The sequence below is a fragment of the Marinomonas ostreistagni genome (genome assembly GCF_016461785.1).
Lineage (GTDB): Bacteria > Pseudomonadota > Gammaproteobacteria > Pseudomonadales > Marinomonadaceae > Marinomonas > Marinomonas ostreistagni_A.
The window spans coordinates 279,531-298,998 of the sequence record NZ_JAEMUH010000001.1; the positions used below are offsets into that span (position 1 = coordinate 279,531).

A 19,468-nucleotide genomic window follows, 5' to 3' on the forward strand; every position below is an offset into this window, starting at 1 on the left:
TGTCCTTATGTTTCAGACAGCAATTCTGGTACATAGTGTTTAAGTGTTCTTAGCAGAACAGGTAACTCGGGGTTGTCTTGTAGTGCCTTTTTCCAAACATCTATCGCTTTATTCTGTTGTTCTAGTTGCCAGAGAGTTTCGCCGTAATGTGCGCCAATTTCAGCGTCTTGCATCTGTGTCCAAGCTTGCTCTAAAAAAACTTCTGCTTCATCCAATTCACCTTTTTTAAAATACGCCCAGCCCATGCTGTCTAAAATTGCAGGGTCATCGCTATCAATGGCGTAAGCTTGTTGGATAAGTGTGAAAGCCTGATTAAAACTGTCTGGCGAGCGTACTAACATAGTGTACCCCAATGCATTCATGTAAGCAGGGTCATTTGGGTGTTTTTGTAATAGCCATTCAAGGTCTTTAAGTGCCTGAGGCCAAAGTTCTTGCATGTCATAGGTGATGGCTCTTTTGTAACGTAGACCATCAATGTTCGGGAATAATGTCAGTGCTTGGGTCAGTAGGTCGATTGCTAGTTCAGGTCTATTGTGTTCCAGGTGTAAGTCTGCAACCCCTGTGACGTGCCCAGCCTCTTGATCTTGTTGTGCTCGGCTCAAAATCAGTGCATTTATTTGATCTTCATCTTTGGAATGGTAGAGCCAAGTTACCAATAACTCGGAAGCGTTCCAGCTCAATTGACCATACACGTTTAGTAAGTTGGTTATAGCCGTATTATATTGACCTGCTTGATATTGGGCCTCAGCCAATAAAAAAAGTATCTGGTCCTTAAACGAACCTTGTTTAGGAAGTGTGGAAAGCAGTTCTATTGCAGGCAGTATCTGCTCTTTCTGAATCAATAGTTGCCCCATTGCTAGACCAATTTGTTGCGTCGTGAAAATATTGAAGTCTGCACTATAGAATGCCTCTAAAGCACGCTTTTGTTGGCCATTTTTGATCCATGCTTCGAGCAAATTTGCTGCGATACGCTGGCTGTTAGGGAATTCTTTTATACCTTTATCGAGAGTGATGAGTGCCTTTTTAGGGAAGCCTAGTTGCTCTTCGCTGAACGCTTTTATAATAATTAGGCTTTCTTGCTCTGAAGCAGGGGCTCGCTGCATGAGGTTGGAAATATTCTCAACGATGTAAGGATATCCTCCCTTAACAAAAAGAAGATGATATTGCGCCAGTTCGATAAAAATATTTTCACTGAAGCTTTCTTGAGTAAGGATTGACTCTAATTGATCTGTTACCGATGTTTGTCGTACGTTTTGATCGACAAAATTAGGTAAAAAGTCGAGTGATACCTTTCGCTCTATGGCTTCATGTAAAAGTGCCGCTGCTTTTTCCGTATTACCATCAATCAGTAGGGCTTGAAGTCGTATTGGGTAAACGGCGCTATTATTAGGCTCAAGCTCCAACCAGCGATCTGTTGCAGCCAGAACTTCGTTTGTGTTGTCATTCATCATTGCTGTTGACGTTGCCCGTTGCGCTACTTCGGCTTGAGAGCTTTGTTTGGCTGCTTCAAGATACAATGGGCTGGCTACTTCACTCCCTTGCCTCTGCAAAGCGAATTCTGCAGTTAATAATTGCTTCATTTGCATTCCATGTGCTGAGTTTGAATTGGTTCCCCAATCAGGATTCATAACAAGGGCGTGCGCTGAATGATGCGTTATTGAGCAAGCGCTGGTAAGGGATGCAAGTGCTAAAATGATAAATGTACGTTTTAGCGAAACTCGGTAGTGCATAGATTGCATAAAAACCTGCCTAGAGTGGGTAAATGTATGTCCCACCTACTATGTTAGCCTTGTGTTTACCGTCTTGTCAGCCTCATAAACCATGGTTGACTGTAAGGAAACAGTAGATTTATTGATTTAGTGGGGTGCGAAGAGCTAAAAATTCCACTTATAATAGGGGCATTTAATGCTGTATCTGCCAAGCAGATGTGTTTCTGAAACTAACTGTTCGATCTCAAGTCGTGAGAAGAGTTCCTGAATGCCGCTAATTGCTGTGGGCGTAAACCACAAAACTGCACCAGTATCTATTCGAGAAAAAATTTCGTTCGCTCCTGAGAAAATGGTTGAGGCGCTTAATTCACTTGTGTCTGGCGCTAAAGCGTCTGAGGCCGTTATCGTCTCGACTTGCAACCGCACCGAGTTGTACTGTGCTGTTGCTGAAGAGGTGGGTGAAAAGCACATTATTCAATGGCTTGGAGAGTATCATCAAGTATCTGCAGAAGAGCTTGAACGCTTTTGTTATGCCCATAAAGGTGACGAGAGTGTTCGACATGTCATGAGAGTCGCTGCGGGCTTAGATTCTTTAATACTTGGTGAACCTCAGATTTTGGGTCAAGTGAAATCGGCTTATGCTGTATCTCAAGAAGGGAAGTGTATTGGTTCTGAGCTTCAAAGCTTGTTCCAGCAAACTTTCTCAGTCGCTAAGAAGGTTCGTACTGATACTGCCATTGGTGAAAACCCTGTTTCGATTGCTTTTGCGGCCGTTAGTTTGGCGCAGCGAATTTTCGCTGATGTTAAACGCAGTACCGCATTGTTAATTGGTGCTGGGCAAACTATCGAGCTGGTGGCAAGGCATCTAAAAGAAGCAGGCATTAAGCGTATTATTGTCGCGAACCGAACGTTAGAGCGAGCGCAGATATTGGCGAACGAGTTGGGGGCAGAGGCAATCTTATTAGGTGATATAACGGATTATTTGCATGAGGCGGATATTGTTATTTCATCCACAGCCAGTCAGTTACCGATTATTGGTAAAGGAATGGTTGAGCGTGCCACGCACAAGCGACGTCACAAGCCAATGCTATTGGTGGACATTGCTGTTCCACGAGATATTGAACCAGAAGTGCAGGAGGTGGAAGATGCCTACCTCTACACAGTGGATGATCTTCACTCTGTTATTGAAGAGAATGTGCGTGCTCGTCAAGAAGCGGCTGAAGCGGCTGAAAAGATCATCGAACTGGGCATTGAAGAGTTCAAACGTAAACAAGAGTCTCGCAAAGTTGCTGATCTAATTGTAAGCTACCGCGCCCAAGCTGAAGAAGTTAAGCAGTCCGAGCTAGAGCGAGCGCTCAAAAGTCTCGAATCCGGTCAATCGCCCGAGCAGGTGGTGGCAAAATTAGCACATGGGTTAATGAATAAGTTAATCCATTCCCCAACACAGTATTTGCGCCAAGCGGGTTCAGAAGCAGACCAAGCAGCGCTACAGCACGCGGCTGAAGTGTTGGGCATAACCGATACGAAAGAACAGTAGAATGAAAGAATCGATTAAATTTAAGTTAGAAAGCTTAGCTGAGCGCTATGAAGAGCTTGCGGCATTATTAAGTGATGCAGATGTCATTATGGATCAAGATTTGTTCCGTAATTACAGTAAAGAATACGCTGAGCTTGAGCCAGTCGTTAAGTGTTTCGAAGAATACCTGCAAGTACTTGAGAACATTGAAGAAGCAGAATTGATGCTAAGTGATTCTGATCCAGACATTAAAGAAATGGGTCAAGAAGAGCTGAAAGCAGGCAATGAGCAGAAAGAAGCGTTGCTGCTTGACCTGCAAAAGCTATTGTTACCAAAAGACCCGAATGATTCTAAGAACGTATTCTTAGAAGTTCGTGCGGGTACGGGTGGCGATGAAGCGTCTATCTTCTCTGGTGATTTATTCCGTATGTACTCTCGTTACGCTGAAACCCAGCGTTGGAAAGTGGAAATCGTCAGCGCCAGTGAAGGTGAACACGGGGGCTACAAAGAGGTTATCGCGCGTATCGTCGGCGATGGTGCTTACTCTAAATTGAAATTCGAATCTGGTGCGCACCGTGTTCAGCGTGTGCCAGCGACAGAATCTCAAGGCCGTATCCACACGTCTGCTTGTACTGTAGCGATTCTTCCAGAAATGGACGAAGTTGAAGCGGTGAATATCAACAAAGCGGATCTTCGTATCGATACGTTCCGTGCATCGGGCGCCGGTGGCCAGCACGTCAACAAAACCGATTCCGCAATACGTATTCTGCACATTCCAACCGGTGTGGTCGTTGAGTGTCAGGATGAGCGTTCGCAGCATAAGAACCGTGCTAAAGCGATGGCGCTATTGGCATCTCGACTGCAAGCAGCGGAAGAAGAAAAAGCAGCTTCTGAGCAATCTGAAGCACGCCGCTCTTTGGTGGGTAGTGGTGACCGTTCTGAGCGTATTCGTACTTACAACTACCCGCAAGGGCGTGTGACAGATCACCGCATCAACCTAACTCTGTACAAGCTAGATGAGATTGTACAGGGCGATCTTGATGTATTGATCAACCCACTTGTTAATGAGTACCAAGCTGAGCAGCTTGCAGCACTAAGTGGCGATAACTAAGTTTTTCTTGTTTTCTGCATAATAGACACCGTTCATGACCATCGAAACGCTATTAACACAGGCTTATGGACGGTTGTCTGGCCTATCTGAAACCGCGCAGCTGGATGCCCAGTTGCTGTTGGCGCATACATTGGGTGTATCCACCACTTACTTTTTTACTTGGCCTGAAAAAGAGGTCAGTGAAGCGTCTCGTCAGGCGTTTGAAGGCCTATTAAAGCGTCGTGAAAAGGGTGAGCCAATTGCCTACATTTTGGGTGAACAAGACTTCTGGAGTTTGTCACTTGAAACGTCTCCAAGTACTTTGATTCCACGTGCTGATACAGAGCGCTTGGTTGAAGTGGCACTTGAATTGATTCCTTCTGGCGCAAGTAAAATCGTAGACTTAGGAACCGGGACCGGTGCGATTGCTTTGGCGCTTGCGAAAGAGTGGCCTGCGTCTCAAGTCATTGGTGTGGATTATCAAGTTGAAGCCGTACAATTGGCTGTACGAAATGCTCAGCGAAATGCGATCAGCAATGCGACGTTTCGACAAAGTGATTGGTTCTCTGCATTGGTTGATGAAGCGCCATTTGATCTGATTGTTTCAAACCCGCCTTACATCGATCCTGAGGATGAGCATCTTTCCCAAGGGGATGTGCGTTTTGAACCATTAACCGCTTTGATTGCAGAGGATCATGGCTTAGCCGATATCAGACATATCATTAAGCAGGCTGTTTGCCATCTTTCCTCCTTAGGATGGCTGATGTTTGAGCATGGCTACGATCAAGGTGAGTCGGTCAGAAAGTTACTCAAAGAGCATGGCTTTGTGAGCGTTGCCACCTATCAAGACTTAGGTGGCAACGATCGCGTGACGATAGGCCGCTTGACTGAATAGGATTACTGAGCACTTTCAGGGCGGATGAAAACAGGCTCTAGAGGCTTAGAGCGCTCCGCGTCGTAGCGATAGCCTGCCAAGTTGAATTCTTTGATGTCATCAATGGATTCTGCGCCGCTTTCAATTAAGTAGCGTACCATCAAGCCACGTGCTTTCTTCGCGTAGAAACTGATTACCTTGTATTGGCCGTTTTTCTCATCTAAAAAGTTAGGTGTGACAATCGTGTTCTTGATAGCTTTCTTATCTACCGCTTTGAAATACTCTGTGGAAGCTAAGTTCACCAACAACTCATCTTCTTCAAGTTCCGCATTCAAAGCCGGTGCAATCGTCTCTTTCCAAAAATGATACAAGTTATCGCCCTCAGGGTTCGCTAATTTGGTGCCCATTTCGAGACGATAAGGCTGCATCAAATCGAGTGGTTTAAGTAGCCCATAAAGCCCACTCAGAATACGCAAGTGGGATTGCGCATAGTCAATTTGGTCAGAACTTAAAGAATATGCATCGAGCCCGGTGTAAACGTCTCCCATAAAGGTAAACATGGCCGGTCTGCTATTTTCTGAATTATGACTTTTCTGCCAAGCTTGGTAGCGCTCAACGTTAAGAGTGGCAAGCTTGTCGCTAAGTTTCATCAAAGAAGCAATGTCCGCTGGTGAATATGGGCGAATGGTTTCAATAAGTGTTTGTGCTTGATCTAAAAATGTTGGTTCTGTTTTATTAGTCGTAGGTAGAGCGCTATCTAGATCCAGTGTTTTGGCTGGTGATATTAAATATTTCATAATCTTACCTTGGCATGTCATTGCGTTTTAATAAGATTATCCATAGAGTGTAAGGACATATCCACTAATCGACTTGATAGAGACAGTGTATGAAGAACAATATTATTCCGTTTCCTAAGTTAGTGAATTCTGAAGAATGCACTAAGGAGACAGATGTTCTAAACACGTCAGAACAGCAATTAGATGCTCTGCGAAATGCATTTGATGAAGCAAGGAAACAGTGGCCTCTTGAGCTTTCCGAGTTACCTGAACAAAATCGTAAGTGCGCGCTCGCTCGTAAGTAAAATAATAATAGATCAAGGACGAAGCTGTGTTGGCTTTTCTGGTAAGGCATTCTTTAGTGGGTATGTTTGCCTGCGCACTGTTGGGTTTTCTTCTTCCCGATTTATCTAATGGCTTGTTTCCATTCCTTCCCTATGTATTGTTCACTTTGATGTTGTTGACATTGGCGGGTATGCCGATGTCTCGGCTGATTCAACGTTTATGCCAAACAGGGATATGGCTGTATGCGCTGCTCCACAGTGCTTTTTATATGGCGGTATTTTTTGCTCTATGTTGGTTGCTTGGTGCTTCAAAGGAGCTGACGTTGGCAGTGCTTGGTGTGGGGGCGACAGGCTCTTTGTTTGCCACCCCAGCTATTGTTCGCGCGTTGGGCTTTGATGCCCTTGAAGCCATGGCGATGACAATTGCTACAACATTGCTGCTGCCACTGGCTCTGTTTATTCCGATACATTTCTTTCCGTACGCTTCAGGAAGTTTGGACTTTGTGACCTATGGAATTAGGTTGTTAGTATTTATCGCAGGTCCTATCCTGATTTCTTATCTGTTACATCGTTGCCTGCCGCAAGAGAAGCTACAGCGTCTGCTACTTAAAATATCGCCGTATACCATTCTATTGGTCTTTGCCTTTCCTTTTGGCTTAGTTGGAAGTTATCGCCTGCTATGGGATCAAAACATTAGTGAAGCATTGATGTTTTTGGGGATAGCGGTAGGGCTTGTCGCCTTCTTCTTTGTGGTGACTTTTCTCTGTTACCGGCACTTAGGGGTCGATATATCTCTTACCGCTGCTATTACATCGGGCAATCGAAATGTGTTGTTAACCTATTCTATTGCTGGAATGTTACTAGGGCCTGCTTTTCTGCCTCTTGCTGGGGCGATGCAAGTACCGACATACCTCTTGCCTGTGATTACAAGGCGCCTAGCAAAGTACTTAAATTCTCGTTAATAATTTCAGCTCTTATATGCAAAACATCTAACCTTTGGCTACGCTTCTATTGGAAAGTGTACAAAAAAGAGAGCTTTGAAAGTGAGTTTCAAAAGTTAAGGTAACTAAACCTTTGGATGTGCATGAGGGAATTATGAGAAAGAATCTACCTGTTACCAATGTAGAAAGGCTTGTTCCTGATGGTGTTCGACTAATTTCTACTACAGATTTAAAAGGGAAAATCACCTATTGTAATAATGCTTTTGTTGAAATTAGTGGTTTCGAATACGCAGAATTACTAGGCTCACCACATAATTTAGTACGTCATCCAGATATGCCTCCTCAGGCCTTTGAAGTGATGTGGTCACATTTAAAGGCTGGTAAACCATGGATGGGGTTAGTTAAAAACAGAAGTAAGAACGGTGACTACTATTGGGTGGATGCTTACGTGACACCGATGACCGAGAATGGTCAAGTTATTGGCTATGAATCGGTTCGTTCCACACCAGATAGAAAAGCGGTTGCCAGGGCTGAAAAGCTTTATGCGAACATACGCGCTGGCCGTAAATCGATATCAGTACCAATGGGGGGAGTTGTTGCTGCAAGCGTTATCTTGGCGTGGATTGCTTCCATCCTAATGTTTTTTATGAGCAATCCTTACGCAGAGTTTCCGGCTTTGCTTTCATCAGTCGTTATGGTGGTCTACAGTATCGGTCAGCAGCGCCATATGCGCAGAAGTCTTGAGAAATCTCTCAGTAATGCATTTTCCCACCCGCTTGCGGCGAAAACGTACTCTGATCACAATGCTGATCTCGCTAAGTTAGAAGTGGCGGTGAAGAGTCAGATGATGCACTTGGATACCGTTTTAACGCGTATCGAAACAGAGTCTAAGTCGGTTTTTAATAAGTCAGAACATGGCTTAAAGCTTACGCAAAGTGCCACTGAGAAGATAGAACGTCAACAGCATGAAACGCAAGAAGTGGCTGCGGCCATGCAAGAAATGACGACCACGGTGTCTGATGTTTCCAAGCATGTACAAGAAACCGCTGACAGTGCTGAGTCGACGAAAGAGCTGGCGATGCAAGGAAATCAAACGATTGGAGAAACCACACAAGCTATTCAGTCATTAGCGGGTTTAGTAGAGCAAATCGGTGCTTCGGTGAGTAACTTGTCGAAACAATCTGAAAGCATTGCCGAAGTAGCTGTAATGATAGATCAGATAGCGGAGCAAACAAATTTATTAGCGCTTAATGCTGCCATAGAAGCAGCTAGAGCAGGGGAGCATGGTCGAGGTTTTGCTGTCGTTGCGGATGAGGTTCGCCAGTTAGCGCAAAGAACTCAGGGCTCCACGCAAGAAATTCATGCCATAATAGAGCGCTTGAGAAATGGTGCTCAAGAAGCAGTGAATGTGGCTGGTGACGGTAAGGAGAGTGCTGATCAAGGTTTGTTAAAGATGTCTGAAGCACAGCACTCATTAACGACGATTGTATCCTCAGTGGCTAATATTTCCGATATGGCAACTCAAATGGCGGCAGCGGTTGAAGAACAGGCTCATGTTTCTGAAGATATTAATCAGCAGCTAGTACGAATTTCTGACCTTGCCTCATCAAGTAAAGATGAGGCGGAAGAGGCGATGCAGAGTATGGTGACACTTAGGGGAGTTGCATCAGATATGCATGAGCTTGTGGTTCGTTTTAAATAATCTCTCAAGAACAGTAAATGCTATCTGAAACACAAAAGAGGCCATGATGGCCTCTTTTGTGTTTCAGAGAAATGATTTAATGCTTTGGTAAAGGAAGAGATTTTACAGATAAGCTATCGTGTTGAATGCGCTTTATAATCAAAGATTGGGCGATATCTACATCCCCCATAGCTTCGAGTAGAGCGCTTAATTCGACTAGAGCCTCTGAAGAGGAATCATATTTCAAAGCTTTTTCATAATAGTCACGCGCCTTCCCCCAGAGTTGTAGACGTTGACAGATACGCCCTGCAGCTAAATAAAGCGCTGCACATTCAGGGTGTCGTCTAATCCAAGTTTCAGCATTGGCGAGCGCTTTTTGTAACGATACATTCGTAAGTTGACCATAGACGCCTGCTAGTGCATCAGACCATTGGTCATTTAAAGAAATTCGAATGAAAGACTCGGCTTTTGCTTCCTCGCCAAACTCAATTAAGGTGGTTGCATAAAGCACTTGCATAGATTCATCTTTGGCAAGATTATCGAGCTTTTTCCAGTTTCGCTGTAATTCATCTAACAGGGCTTGAGGGTCCTGCCCCATCTTCTGGCGAAAACGTAGTTTCTCAAGTTGAGCTAGAAAAGCGTTTACTTCCAGTTCTCTTAAGTTGGAATCATCAAAAATACCCTGCTTCTTCAAGACAGGAGTCAGCTCTTGCAGAGCTTCCCAATCTTTAAGTTTTGTATAAACAGATACCAACATCTTTAGAGTTTGACGATGCTTTGGCTTCATATTATGCAGTCGCTTGAGAGAGGCAAGAGCACCTTCGTAGTGGCCTTGTTTAAGAAGTAATTGGCTCTGAACAAAGCTGATAGCAAACTCTGCGTCTGGAGAAGTGAGATGAGCTTTACGTAATAACTCTTTTGAACGCTCATGCTCTTCTTGCTCACTGGCAGCGTAGGCTGCACCGATATAATTCAACAGTGGGTACGACACTTTATTGGCTGAAGTAGTGAGTAATTTCTCGGCTTTTCCCCAGTTACCACCAGCCAGTTCAAGCATACCTTTAATTGTCGATTTTAAAGCCCTCTTATGAGACAAGGACCCAGTTATCTTAGAGATTGAAGAGTTGGGATGGAGAAGAATCCAAACAAATTTAGTCGTCAGCATGACGGAAATATAGCCGATAATAATCAGCAAAAGCATGATCCATAAGCTCATCTCAATGGTCACGCTTTTAAAAGAAATCATGACGTAGCCGGGATCTTGTTTCATGATCAACCCTAGCGTGCCACCAATGAGTAGAACAACGATGATTGAAATCAGTGCTTTTCTCATAATGAAGTATCCTCTTTTGCACTAGTGACTACCGCATCAGAGGTTTTCCCTTCTTGATCTTGAGTAGCAGGCATCGTGGGCTCATTATCTGAGCTCTGCCAGTTTTGCATTAAGGATTTCATAGCCTGTAGTGACGCGCGCGGCATCGGTACATCTGGATTAGGGTTCACTTGCTGCAGCGATGTTAATGTGGTCATGAAAGCAATGGTAGATTGAGCCGAGGTGTCAAAGTGTTGGTTTACAGCTTTAGCAATACGCTCCAAAGACTTTTCATAGATGACTGGTTCACCTTTTAGCAATGCAACTTGAGCAACGTCTAGTTGCAACTGAATGCCAGTCACCAGCTCTTGATATTCTGCTGGTGGTAGTAATGGCTTAATTGGCTTTTGATCGTAGTTGATGACCACAAGGGATTTAATGCCCTGCCATGCTTCTTGTAGTAGCTGTTTTATTGCTGAACTGCTTGCTTGGGCTGTAGTGGCTTCATTGCTAGCTTGCTGAGCTAACCACGCTTTTGATGGTTCACGCTGTGGTAATGTGCCGACTTGATCGTATAAAGCAGAGAGTTGCAGGTAGCGGCCTTCGATATCAAATGAAGTCACTGATTTTAAGGCTTGAATATCTTGTGCAACCGCTTTACGAGTAGCGAACATAAGAGGGTCTTCGAGGCTCGCTAAAATCGTGTCGGCATTACTAAGTAAGGAAATTGCACTGCGAGTGTCTTTATCAAGTAAAAGTCGCTGATTGGCGAGGCGAATCAAATATTCTGCTTCGGCCAGTAACCAGTCATTTTTATCAGCATTGCTTAATTTGTTTATCTTGCTAGAAATATCAATTAAAGCTTGTTCTGTTTGGGATTGAAGCGCTTTGGCTTCTTCTTGAGTCGCTGTGACGGTGTTGTTAATGTCTGAGATGCGACGAGTAAGTTGAGTGTTGCTTTCTACATTACGGTCAATGCGACTAAGTTGCTGCTCAAGGGCAACCACTTTGTTTTCTGTCGCAGTGATGGTTGCATCATGGTTATTTAAAAAATGAGTTTGGTAATATTGCCAACCACTGAGGCCAATAGCGGCGATTCCAACTATCAATGCAGCAGTTGATAGGGCAGATGAGGGATTCTTTTCTGTCTGTTTACTTGCAGTGGTGGTGGAAGCATCATCTAGACTCGTATTGGTAGACGCTGCTTCGTTACTGTTTTCCATGTTATCAGTTAAAGCCTTTTCGTTTTTATCGGTCATGTTTTCGTCCTAAATGCTGCTTTGTCGCTGCGATTAAACACTGGTCGTCAGCACCATGTGCACAGATTACCGTATTCCAGTGAAGGGACTTTGCTCGTTGCGCCACTCTTTCACTCGGAACAAACAGGGCAGTGCTTTTAAAATTAGGGGCAAATTGATCAACATAGGTTGTCAGGTTAGCCAAGCTCTCACCACTTGTTGCCCATATTACGTCAGGATGCTCTAAGAATAAAAAAGTTTGTGCGGTATATTCAGGCGTAAGTCGCTTATAGAGTTCTAAGTGGTCGACTATGGCGCCACGTTCCTCTAGCCCTTTGGCTAAATCAGGTCTACCGCCGACACCTCTAACAATCAAAACACGTTGGTCGCGCATCTTGGCAGGTTTCAGCCAATCAAGCATTGCCTCGGTGTTATTACCAGGGTTGCTCAAGGCTGGGATGTTTAGATCTTTGAGTGTCTCTGTGGTCCCCTGCCCAATCCCCAGCCAATGCATGCCTACCGGTAACATCGGCCAGCATTCGTCGATCAGCTCTGCAGCAAGCCTTGCAGCATTTTTGCTAACGAATATAACGAATTGATATAGATCGAGGTTATAGAGTTGTGAACGCAATGCGGACAGTTCCGCATTGCTAGAAAGAGGTCGAATCTCTAGCATAGGCAAAGAGATAGGCGTAGCGCCAAGCGCAGTCAGCGCTTGGCAGGTCAAAGCATTTTCAGGTTCTGGTCGTGTGACCAATACTTTTACACCTTGCATGGTAAGAGTGTCCCGAATCTGGTCAATAACTAGTGTTGGTATACTTCGTCCAACAAAGCTTGGGCGCCATCTGTGAGCAATTGCTCAGCTAATTGAATGCCTAAGTTTTCTGCGTCAGCTTTATTGCCGCGAACCTCACCACGCACCATACGTTTACCATCTGTGCTACCAACCAGACCGCGGATAAACAGTTCGTCACCTTCTAGCAAAGCAAAGCAGGCGATCGGTGCTTGGCAGCCACCGTTTAGACGTTTGTTAACGGCACGCTCAGCCACAACACAGTATGTCGTTTCTTGATGTTGTAGAGGAGCAAGTAGCTTGATTAGCTCAGCATCATTGCTACGGCATTCGATGCCCATAGCACCTTGACCGCCTGCTGGTAGTGAGAAGGTATCACTGATACGGGCTTTAATACGATCTTCCATTTCTAATCGAACCAAGCCCGCTGTTGCAAGAATGATGGCATCGTATTCGCCATCGTCTAACTTACGAAGACGCGTGTTAACATTGCCGCGTAGGTTTTTAATCACTAGATCTGGGCGGTGCATTTGTAACTGGCAAGAGCGGCGTAGACTTGATGTGCCAACGACTGAACCTTGTGGTAACTCTTCAATGCTGTGGTAAGCGTTTGAAACAAATGCGTCCGTAGGGTCTTCTCGTTCGCAAATCACGCTTAGACCTAGACCTTCGGGAAACTCCATCGGCACGTCTTTCATGGAGTGAACTGCGATGTCTGCATCACCTTCCAGAAGCGCTTTTTCAAGTTCTTTGACAAACAGGCCTTTACCGCCAATTTTGGAAAGAGGGGAATCCAGAATTTGATCGCCTTTTGTGGTCATGCCCAATAGTTCAATACTGATCTCAGGGTAGAGCGCTTCCAGTGAGGCTTTTACATTGTTGGCTTGCCAAAGGGCCAGTTGGCTTTCACGGGTTGCAATGACGATTTTCTTTCTCACATTCTCTCCTAGAGTGACATCAAGCACAAAAATAACGATAAAATTTCGCTATATCATACTCCCTTGCCTAGTAGGCGTCATCCCAGAGCCCTTTATAATGGACGCGTCATCAGGTAATCTTGCCGCAACATTGATCTCACACTGGGAAATGAAGAAATGACTGATACCAACAAAACCACTAACCAGCAATGGGGTGGCCGTTTTTCTGAGCCTGTTGATGCGTTTGTCGCACGTTTTACCGCATCGGTTGAATTTGACCAGCGTATGGCGAAACAAGATATTCAAGGTTCGATTGCACACGCAACAATGCTTGCAAAAGTAGGTGTATTAACAGACGAAGAGCGCGACCAAATCATCCAGGGGCTAACGGAAATCGAGCAAGAGATCGCTCGTGGTGAGTTTGAATGGTCAGTTGAGCTAGAAGATGTGCACATGAACATCGAAGCTCGCCTAACACAAAAGATCGGTATCACAGGTAAGAAACTGCACACCGGCCGTTCACGTAACGACCAAGTAGCAACGGATATCCGTCTTTACATGCGTGATGAAATCGACTTCCTGCTAGAAGAAGTGACACGCCTACAACAAGGTATCTTGTCTCTAGCGGAACGTAACACAGACACTATCATGCCGGGCTTCACTCACCTGCAAACCGCTCAGCCTGTGACCTTTGGCCATCACCTGATGGCGTGGTACGAAATGGCTCAGCGTGACTACGAGCGTCTAGCTGATTGTCGTAAGCGTGTGAACATCCTGCCTCTTGGTGCCGCAGCGCTTGCCGGTACGACTTACCCAATCGATCGTCATATGACGGCTGACTTGCTAGGTTTTGAGCGTCCAACATACAACTCTCTAGACTCGGTAAGTGACCGTGACTTCGCGATTGAATTCACATCAGCAGCATCGATCACTATGATGCACTTGTCTCGTTGGGCTGAAGAACTAGTGATGTGGGCTTCAGCACAGTTTAATTTCATTTTCTTACCGGATCGCTTCTGTACTGGCTCTTCGATTATGCCGCAGAAGAAAAACCCAGACGTGCCAGAACTAGTACGTGGTAAAACAGGTCGTGTATACGGTCACCTAATGGGTCTTCTGACCCTGATGAAGTCTCAATGTTTGGCTTACAACAAAGACAACCAGGAAGACAAAGAGCCACTGTTTGATACGGTGGATACGCTGCGCGGTTCTCTGCGTTCTTTTGCAGACATGATTCCTGCGATAGAAGCTCGAGGCGAATATATGTACGAAGCGGCGCGTCGTGGTTTCAGTACTGCGACTGACTTAGCAGATTACTTAGTACGTAAAGGTGTTGCTTTCCGAGATGCTCATGAAATCGTGGGGAAAGCCGTTGGTTTTGGTGTGAAAGAAGGCCGTGACTTGTCTGAAATGACTTTAGAAGAGTTGCAGGGCTTTGGTGATATGATCGAACAAGATGTGTTTGAAGTATTAACGCTTGAAGGTTCGGTTGCAGCCCGTGACCACATTGGCGGTACAGCACCAGCGCAAGTAAAAGCAGCGATTGAGCGTGCCCAGGCTGAGCTTGCTGATCGTTTGAAATAAACATCTGATCTGATTTGTCTAAAAGCCTCTAATATGATTAGGGGCTTTTTTATGCCAGTTTAGCGCTATTCAATAGGGCCAAATGGCAAGTCTTGAAACACATCACTACGCAAAATATCGGTTGTAATATTAAGCTCAAATCGAAAGACCTCTTTCTGTCCCGAACACCCCGATAGCACAATCTGCCATGCGTCCATGCTGCCAGGTTCAGGCATTTTCCAGCATAGCCCCTTTATATTGACGTATTTAGTTCCGTCTGCATCTTCTGTGATCGGATACTCTGTTTCTTCGACGATACCTTTTGAGTATTCTTCTTGTACGCGTTTAGCTTGGCGAATGGCCTGACGAAATTTGGGAGAGAACGCGTCTTTGCTAGGATCAACAGCGGGGCGACTGGCCTCCACGGGACCTATGTCGAGAAGAGAGTTGGTTTTCCAATCTTGCTCAGAAAATAGCTCGGATTCAGTTACTTCATAGATATCTTGTAGGGAAATTGGTTTGTCCTTCATGGAAATTTCCTGAGTTTCACTAGACATTTCTTTAGTTGTCTGGGAGCTACCGCTAGTAGATATAGCTTGATTGTTTGGTTGTTTAGCAGGTGCAGGCGAAGGTTCAACGTTTTCCACTACTGACTTGGGAAAGAGATTGTCAGATTCCGTGGCCTTTTGTGGAGCAGGCGCTTGCTTGTCGTTGTTTACGTAAAGCTCATCCGGCGTAGGGGCATCTGATGCTAGCAAAGAAACTTCAAGATAATGTGGGGGCGTTAGTTTAGGGAGCGCCAGATGCCAAGGCCCATCTTCTAACCAAACAAATACTACGGCATGCAAGCTTAAAGCAGCGAGTAGTGCAAATACCCATGGTTTGAGCAGGCGTTTCATTATTTGGTCCAAAGCGTCGGTCAAATTCACCTTTGAAAACAACGTGTTCTCAAACACACAACTATAGCAAATTGGAGAGTTTTAAACACACCGGGAAAGTAAAGATTTTCTAGCAAAATAGTATGTAGGGGTGTGTTTAGCAGAGGGGATCAGTATACTGTCAACAAATTGTCTTAATGGATGGTCGTTACTGTGTCTAAGCTGTTTTTGATGTTTATAACAACCCTCGTGCTTGTTGGTTGTGGAAACAAAGGTTCTCTGTATTTACCTGATCAAACCTTACCGACTGAAACAGTAACTTCTTCCAATGAATATTGAGGAATGCCCCCTTGGATTTTTTTAATTACTCAGGTCATCAGCTACATGCTGAAAGTGTCTCACTTGCTGATATTGCAGCTCAACATGGCACACCAACATATGTTTACTCGCGCGCTACATTTGAACGTCATTACAAAGCTTACGCAGATGCATTTGCTTCTCACCCAACTTTGATTTGTTATGCTGTCAAAGCGTGTTCAAATATTGCTATCTTGAATGTGCTTGCGCGTCTTGGTTCTGGTTTTGACATCGTTTCGATCGGGGAGTTAGAACGTGTTCTTCGCGCAGGTGGCGACCCAACTAAAGTCATGTTCTCTGGTGTAGCAAAACAAGAGCATGAGATGCGTCGTGCCTTAGAAGTCGGCATTCATTGCTTCAACGTGGAATCAGAGTCGGAACTTCACCGTCTAAACAAAGTTGCGGGCGAAATGGGCAAAGTCGCCCCTGTTTCACTTCGTGTAAATCCAGACGTGGACGCCAAAACGCACCCATATATTTCCACTGGCTTAAAAGACAACAAGTTTGGTATTGATATCAAGGATGCGGTACGTATCTATGGGGTTGCGCATTCACTTGAAAACTTGAATGTAATGGGCGTTGATTGCCATATCGGTTCGCAATTAACTGAGCTGCAACCTTTCTTGGATACATTTGACCGTTTGACTGCATTGATCGACCAACTAGCTGAGCAAGGCATCGAAATTAAGCACCTTGATTTAGGTGGTGGTCTAGGTGTTCGCTACCGTGATGAAGTACCGCCAGAGCCAAAAGATTACGCTGCTTTGATCCTAGAAAAAATTAAAGATCGCAACATTTCTTTGGCGTTTGAGCCAGGTCGTTCTATCGCAGCTAATGCTGGCGTGCTGATGACCAAAGTTGAATTTCTAAAATGTACGGCACACAAGAACTTTGCCATTATCGATGGTGCGATGAACGACATGATTCGTCCATCACTGTACGGTGCTTGGATGGATATTGTTCCGGTTAGCCTTGAAGTAACACCCGAAGGTAAACGCGTATACGATTTGGTCGGACCAATTTGTGAAACGGGTGATTTTCTAGGTAAAGAGCGCGAGCTAGATATTCAGCCTGGTGATTTGTTGGCTGTTCGTTCAGCCGGTGCTTATGGTTTTACCATGGCATCAAACTACAACAGTCGTGGCCGTGCAGCTGAAGTGATGGTGGATGGAGATAAAACTTATTTGATCCGTGAGCGTGAAGATATTGATCACCAGTTAGCTGGTGAGCAACTATTACCAGCTTAAGGGGATCATGATGTTACTAAAATTTACTAAGATGCATGGCCTTGGCAACGACTTTGTCGTTGTCGATGCGGTGTCACGTAAAGTGTACTTTAACAAGGCACAGATTGAGCGCCTTGGCGATCGTAATCGCGGTATTGGCTTCGACCAATTGCTGATAGTAGAACCGCCATCCAACCCAGATATGGACTTTCGCTATCGTATTTATAACTGTGATGGTTCAGAAGTGGAGCATTGTGGTAATGGTGCACGCTGTTTCGCGAAGTTTGTGTTAGACCGTGAGTTGACGCATAAACGCGTGATTGATGTCGAAACCAAGCGTGGCCAAATCCAATTAAGAGTACAAGACGATGGCCAGGTGTGTGTGGATATGGGAGAGCCAAGTTTTGTACCGGCGGATCTGCCGTTTGTCGCGGACGGACTTGCGGACCTTTACCCCATTGATGTTGCGGGCGACATGTTTGAGTTGACCCCAGTATCCGTTGGTAACCCTCATGCTGTGATTCGTGTAGAAGAATTAAGCGATGCCATGGTTGAGCATGTTGGTCCATTGGTTGAGGATCACGAACGTTTTCCTAACAACGTCAATGTCGGCTTTATGCAAGTGCTGTCATCAGATGAAGTGAATTTGCGAGTGTATGAACGTGGTGTGGGCGAAACTCAAGCTTGCGGTACGGGAGCTTGCGCGGCGGTGGTAGCTGGTATCAAGCAAGGCTGGTTAGCACCAGAGGTATTGGTGCACTTGCCTGGCGGTGATTTACGTATTGCTTGGCAAGGTCCAGGGCATTCTATTCAAATGACTGGTCCTGCGGAAAAGGTCTTTGAAGGTCAAATTTATCTATAGGTGAAGTATCCATGACGGAAGAGGACGTTGTTCAGTATCTGCAAGAGACGCCGGGATTTTTTGAACGCCACCCAGCGTTATTAGAAACATTAACAATCCCTCATCCGGTTCATGGAGGGGCTATTTCTCTATTAGAGCGACAAGTCGCTTTGTTACGTAAATCGACGTCGGATTATCGTGGCGAGTTTGAGCGTTTGGTTACAATCGCTCGTGAAAACGAAGCCATTATGAAAAAGAGCCGACGTTTGATATTGAAATGTCTAAGCTGTGAATCTCTCGATGACTTTGCTGGCATTGTAGAAGAGGTCATGCGTGAAGACTTTTCCATTCAGTATCAATCGATGGTGTTATTTGCTGATCAAGCACTCGATACCTCGATACGTACTGCTTCTTGGGAAGCGGCTGAACCGATCTTAAAAGAAATGTTGGTTCAATCTGGTTGCTATTGTGGTGTGTTGTCAGTCGCAGAATCTGAGTTTCTGTTTGAAGGTCAAAGCGATGCTGTGATGTCGTCTGCGATTTTGCCGCTAGTGTTCTTAGAAGGCGGGAAGGTGGTCTACCACGGTGTGCTTGCTCTTGGGTCAAACAGGCTAAATCATTTTGACAAAGAGAAAGGCGCTTTGTTTTTGGATTACCTTTCAGACTTGCTGAGTGCGCTGCTATTGAGGTTGCTGCCATGAGTATTCTCGTTTCTTTCGATCTAGATAACACCTTATGGGATGTGGATCCGACTTTAGTGCGGGCGGAACATGCCATGGAAAAATGGTTTGAAGACAACTTTCCTGGTTTTGCAGATCAGTTTTTTATACCGAATATGGATCCGCTTAAGCATGAAATCTATGAGTTGTATCCAGACATTAAGCACGATGTTACTAAGGTTCGTTTAGCCCAGTATCGCACTGCTTTACAGCGTTATGGATTACCTCGAGAAGAAGCAGAGCAGCGAGCAACTCAGGCGTTTAATGTCTTTTATGATTGGCGTCAGCGGGTAGATTTATACCCTGATGCGTTAAGTGCTTTAATGTCCTTATCTAATCGTTTTTCATTAGCAGCTTTGACCAATGGTAATGCTGATGTCTTTCATCCACACATCGATTTAGCGCAATACTTTGGCACTGTGATCCGTGCGGACAAAGAAGGGATCGCAAAACCTGATGCTGAGATTTTTGAGCGATTAGCGGAACGTTCAAACACACCTATGGAACGAATTATCCATGTTGGTGATCACCCGATTGACGATGTGCAAGGCGCCATTAATGCTGGCGCTCGAGCAGTCTGGTTTAATCGTCATGGAGCAAGACGCTGGCGAGATGAGTGGCGTGTAACGCCTGAGTTTGAGGTTCACTCATTGTCCGAACTGGTGACCTTAATTGAGAATATGAACTTATAGCGATTTGCTATCAGTGCAGTTAAGTAATCTGATTTTGCCTGAGCTTTAATAGTGTTACACT

General features: G+C 45.0%; 19 protein-coding genes. 12 read left to right on the plus strand and 7 right to left on the minus strand.

All coding sequences use genetic code 11. The annotated features are described in order from the left end of the window. Positions 1-5: 5 nt before the first annotated feature. Positions 6-1,580, minus strand: a complete 1,575-nt coding sequence (locus tag JHD44_RS01385) for a tetratricopeptide repeat protein (RefSeq protein ID WP_199460329.1) — start codon at positions 1,578-1,580, stop codon at positions 6-8. 397 nt (positions 1,581-1,977) lie between these two features. Between JHD44_RS01385 and hemA the strand changes: the two genes are divergently transcribed. From hemA to prmC, 3 genes are read left to right on the plus strand one after another with little or no spacing between them, the layout of a single operon-like run. Continuing rightward, positions 1,978-3,246 carry a glutamyl-tRNA reductase gene (gene hemA / locus JHD44_RS01390; protein WP_199460331.1) on the plus strand — a complete coding sequence of 423 codons (1,269 nt, stop codon included), beginning with the start codon at positions 1,978-1,980 and terminating at the stop codon, positions 3,244-3,246. 1 nt (position 3,247) lies between these two features. Next, a complete protein-coding gene (prfA, locus tag JHD44_RS01395; RefSeq protein WP_199460333.1) occupies positions 3,248-4,336 on the plus strand; it encodes a peptide chain release factor 1 in 1,089 nt (362 codons plus the stop codon). 34 nt (positions 4,337-4,370) lie between these two features. Further along, entirely contained in the window at positions 4,371-5,210 is an 840-nt protein-coding gene (prmC, locus tag JHD44_RS01400) for a peptide chain release factor N(5)-glutamine methyltransferase (protein ID WP_199460335.1), read from the plus strand. A gap of 2 nt (positions 5,211-5,212) precedes the next feature. On the opposite strand, the gene yaaA is transcribed toward prmC, so the two are convergent. Next, the gene (gene yaaA, locus JHD44_RS01405; protein WP_199460337.1) at positions 5,213-5,986 is read right to left on the minus strand and encodes a peroxide stress protein YaaA; all 774 of its coding nucleotides are present in this window, start codon (positions 5,984-5,986) and stop codon (positions 5,213-5,215) included. A gap of 89 nt (positions 5,987-6,075) precedes the next feature. On the opposite strand from yaaA, the gene JHD44_RS01410 reads away from it, so the two are divergent. From JHD44_RS01410 to JHD44_RS01420, 3 genes are all read left to right on the plus strand, one after another. After that, positions 6,076-6,270 (plus strand): hypothetical protein, encoded by a 195-nt coding sequence (locus JHD44_RS01410; RefSeq protein WP_199460339.1) that lies wholly within the window; start codon positions 6,076-6,078, stop codon positions 6,268-6,270. A 26-nt stretch (positions 6,271-6,296) separates the two neighbouring features. Then, positions 6,297-7,211: a hypothetical protein gene (locus JHD44_RS01415; RefSeq protein WP_199460341.1), complete on the plus strand. Its 915-nt coding sequence runs from the start codon at positions 6,297-6,299 to the stop codon at positions 7,209-7,211. Positions 7,212-7,344: 133 nt separating this feature from the next. After that, positions 7,345-8,892: a methyl-accepting chemotaxis protein gene (locus tag JHD44_RS01420; protein ID WP_199460343.1), complete on the plus strand. Its 1,548-nt coding sequence runs from the start codon at positions 7,345-7,347 to the stop codon at positions 8,890-8,892. A gap of 76 nt (positions 8,893-8,968) precedes the next feature. Here the strand turns inward: JHD44_RS01420 and JHD44_RS01425 are convergent, their stop codons facing one another. Genes JHD44_RS01425 through hemC form a run of 4 tightly spaced genes read right to left on the minus strand, consistent with a single transcriptional unit; the run spans position 8,969 to position 13,152 of the window. Beyond that, complete coding sequence (locus JHD44_RS01425; RefSeq protein WP_199460345.1) at positions 8,969-10,204, minus strand: heme biosynthesis HemY N-terminal domain-containing protein; 1,236 nt, start codon at positions 10,202-10,204, stop codon at positions 8,969-8,971. Next, positions 10,201-11,442, minus strand: a complete 1,242-nt coding sequence (locus JHD44_RS01430; RefSeq protein WP_199460347.1) for a uroporphyrinogen-III C-methyltransferase — start codon at positions 11,440-11,442, stop codon at positions 10,201-10,203. The genes JHD44_RS01425 and JHD44_RS01430 overlap by 4 nt, the downstream gene beginning before the upstream one ends. After that, positions 11,432-12,196: a uroporphyrinogen-III synthase gene (locus tag JHD44_RS01435; RefSeq protein ID WP_199460349.1), complete on the minus strand. Its 765-nt coding sequence runs from the start codon at positions 12,194-12,196 to the stop codon at positions 11,432-11,434. The genes JHD44_RS01430 and JHD44_RS01435 overlap by 11 nt, the downstream gene beginning before the upstream one ends. 29 nt (positions 12,197-12,225) lie before the next feature. Continuing rightward, positions 12,226-13,152: a hydroxymethylbilane synthase gene (hemC, locus tag JHD44_RS01440; protein WP_199460351.1), complete on the minus strand. Its 927-nt coding sequence runs from the start codon at positions 13,150-13,152 to the stop codon at positions 12,226-12,228. 156 nt (positions 13,153-13,308) lie between these two features. On the opposite strand from hemC, the gene argH reads away from it, so the two are divergent. After that, positions 13,309-14,715 (plus strand): argininosuccinate lyase, encoded by a 1,407-nt coding sequence (gene argH, locus JHD44_RS01445; RefSeq protein ID WP_199460353.1) that lies wholly within the window; start codon positions 13,309-13,311, stop codon positions 14,713-14,715. A 65-nt stretch (positions 14,716-14,780) separates the two neighbouring features. Here the strand turns inward: argH and JHD44_RS01450 are convergent, their stop codons facing one another. Continuing rightward, positions 14,781-15,593, minus strand: a complete 813-nt coding sequence (locus JHD44_RS01450; protein ID WP_199460355.1) for a hypothetical protein — start codon at positions 15,591-15,593, stop codon at positions 14,781-14,783. A 180-nt stretch (positions 15,594-15,773) separates the two neighbouring features. On the opposite strand from JHD44_RS01450, the gene lptM reads away from it, so the two are divergent. From lptM to JHD44_RS01475, 5 genes are read left to right on the plus strand one after another with little or no spacing between them, the layout of a single operon-like run. Beyond that, positions 15,774-15,911, plus strand: a complete 138-nt coding sequence (gene lptM, locus JHD44_RS01455; protein ID WP_199460357.1) for an LPS translocon maturation chaperone LptM — start codon at positions 15,774-15,776, stop codon at positions 15,909-15,911. Between the two features lie 11 nt (positions 15,912-15,922). Next, the gene (gene lysA, locus JHD44_RS01460; RefSeq protein ID WP_199460359.1) at positions 15,923-17,176 is read left to right on the plus strand and encodes a diaminopimelate decarboxylase; all 1,254 of its coding nucleotides are present in this window, start codon (positions 15,923-15,925) and stop codon (positions 17,174-17,176) included. Positions 17,177-17,186: 10 nt separating this feature from the next. Then, a complete protein-coding gene (gene dapF / locus JHD44_RS01465) occupies positions 17,187-18,017 on the plus strand; it encodes a diaminopimelate epimerase (RefSeq protein ID WP_199460361.1) in 831 nt (276 codons plus the stop codon). Between the two features lie 11 nt (positions 18,018-18,028). Further along, entirely contained in the window at positions 18,029-18,697 is a 669-nt protein-coding gene (locus JHD44_RS01470; protein ID WP_199460363.1) for a DUF484 family protein, read from the plus strand. Next, a complete protein-coding gene (locus tag JHD44_RS01475) occupies positions 18,694-19,407 on the plus strand; it encodes an HAD family hydrolase (RefSeq protein ID WP_199460365.1) in 714 nt (237 codons plus the stop codon). The genes JHD44_RS01470 and JHD44_RS01475 overlap by 4 nt, the downstream gene beginning before the upstream one ends. Positions 19,408-19,468: the final 61 nt, after the last annotated feature.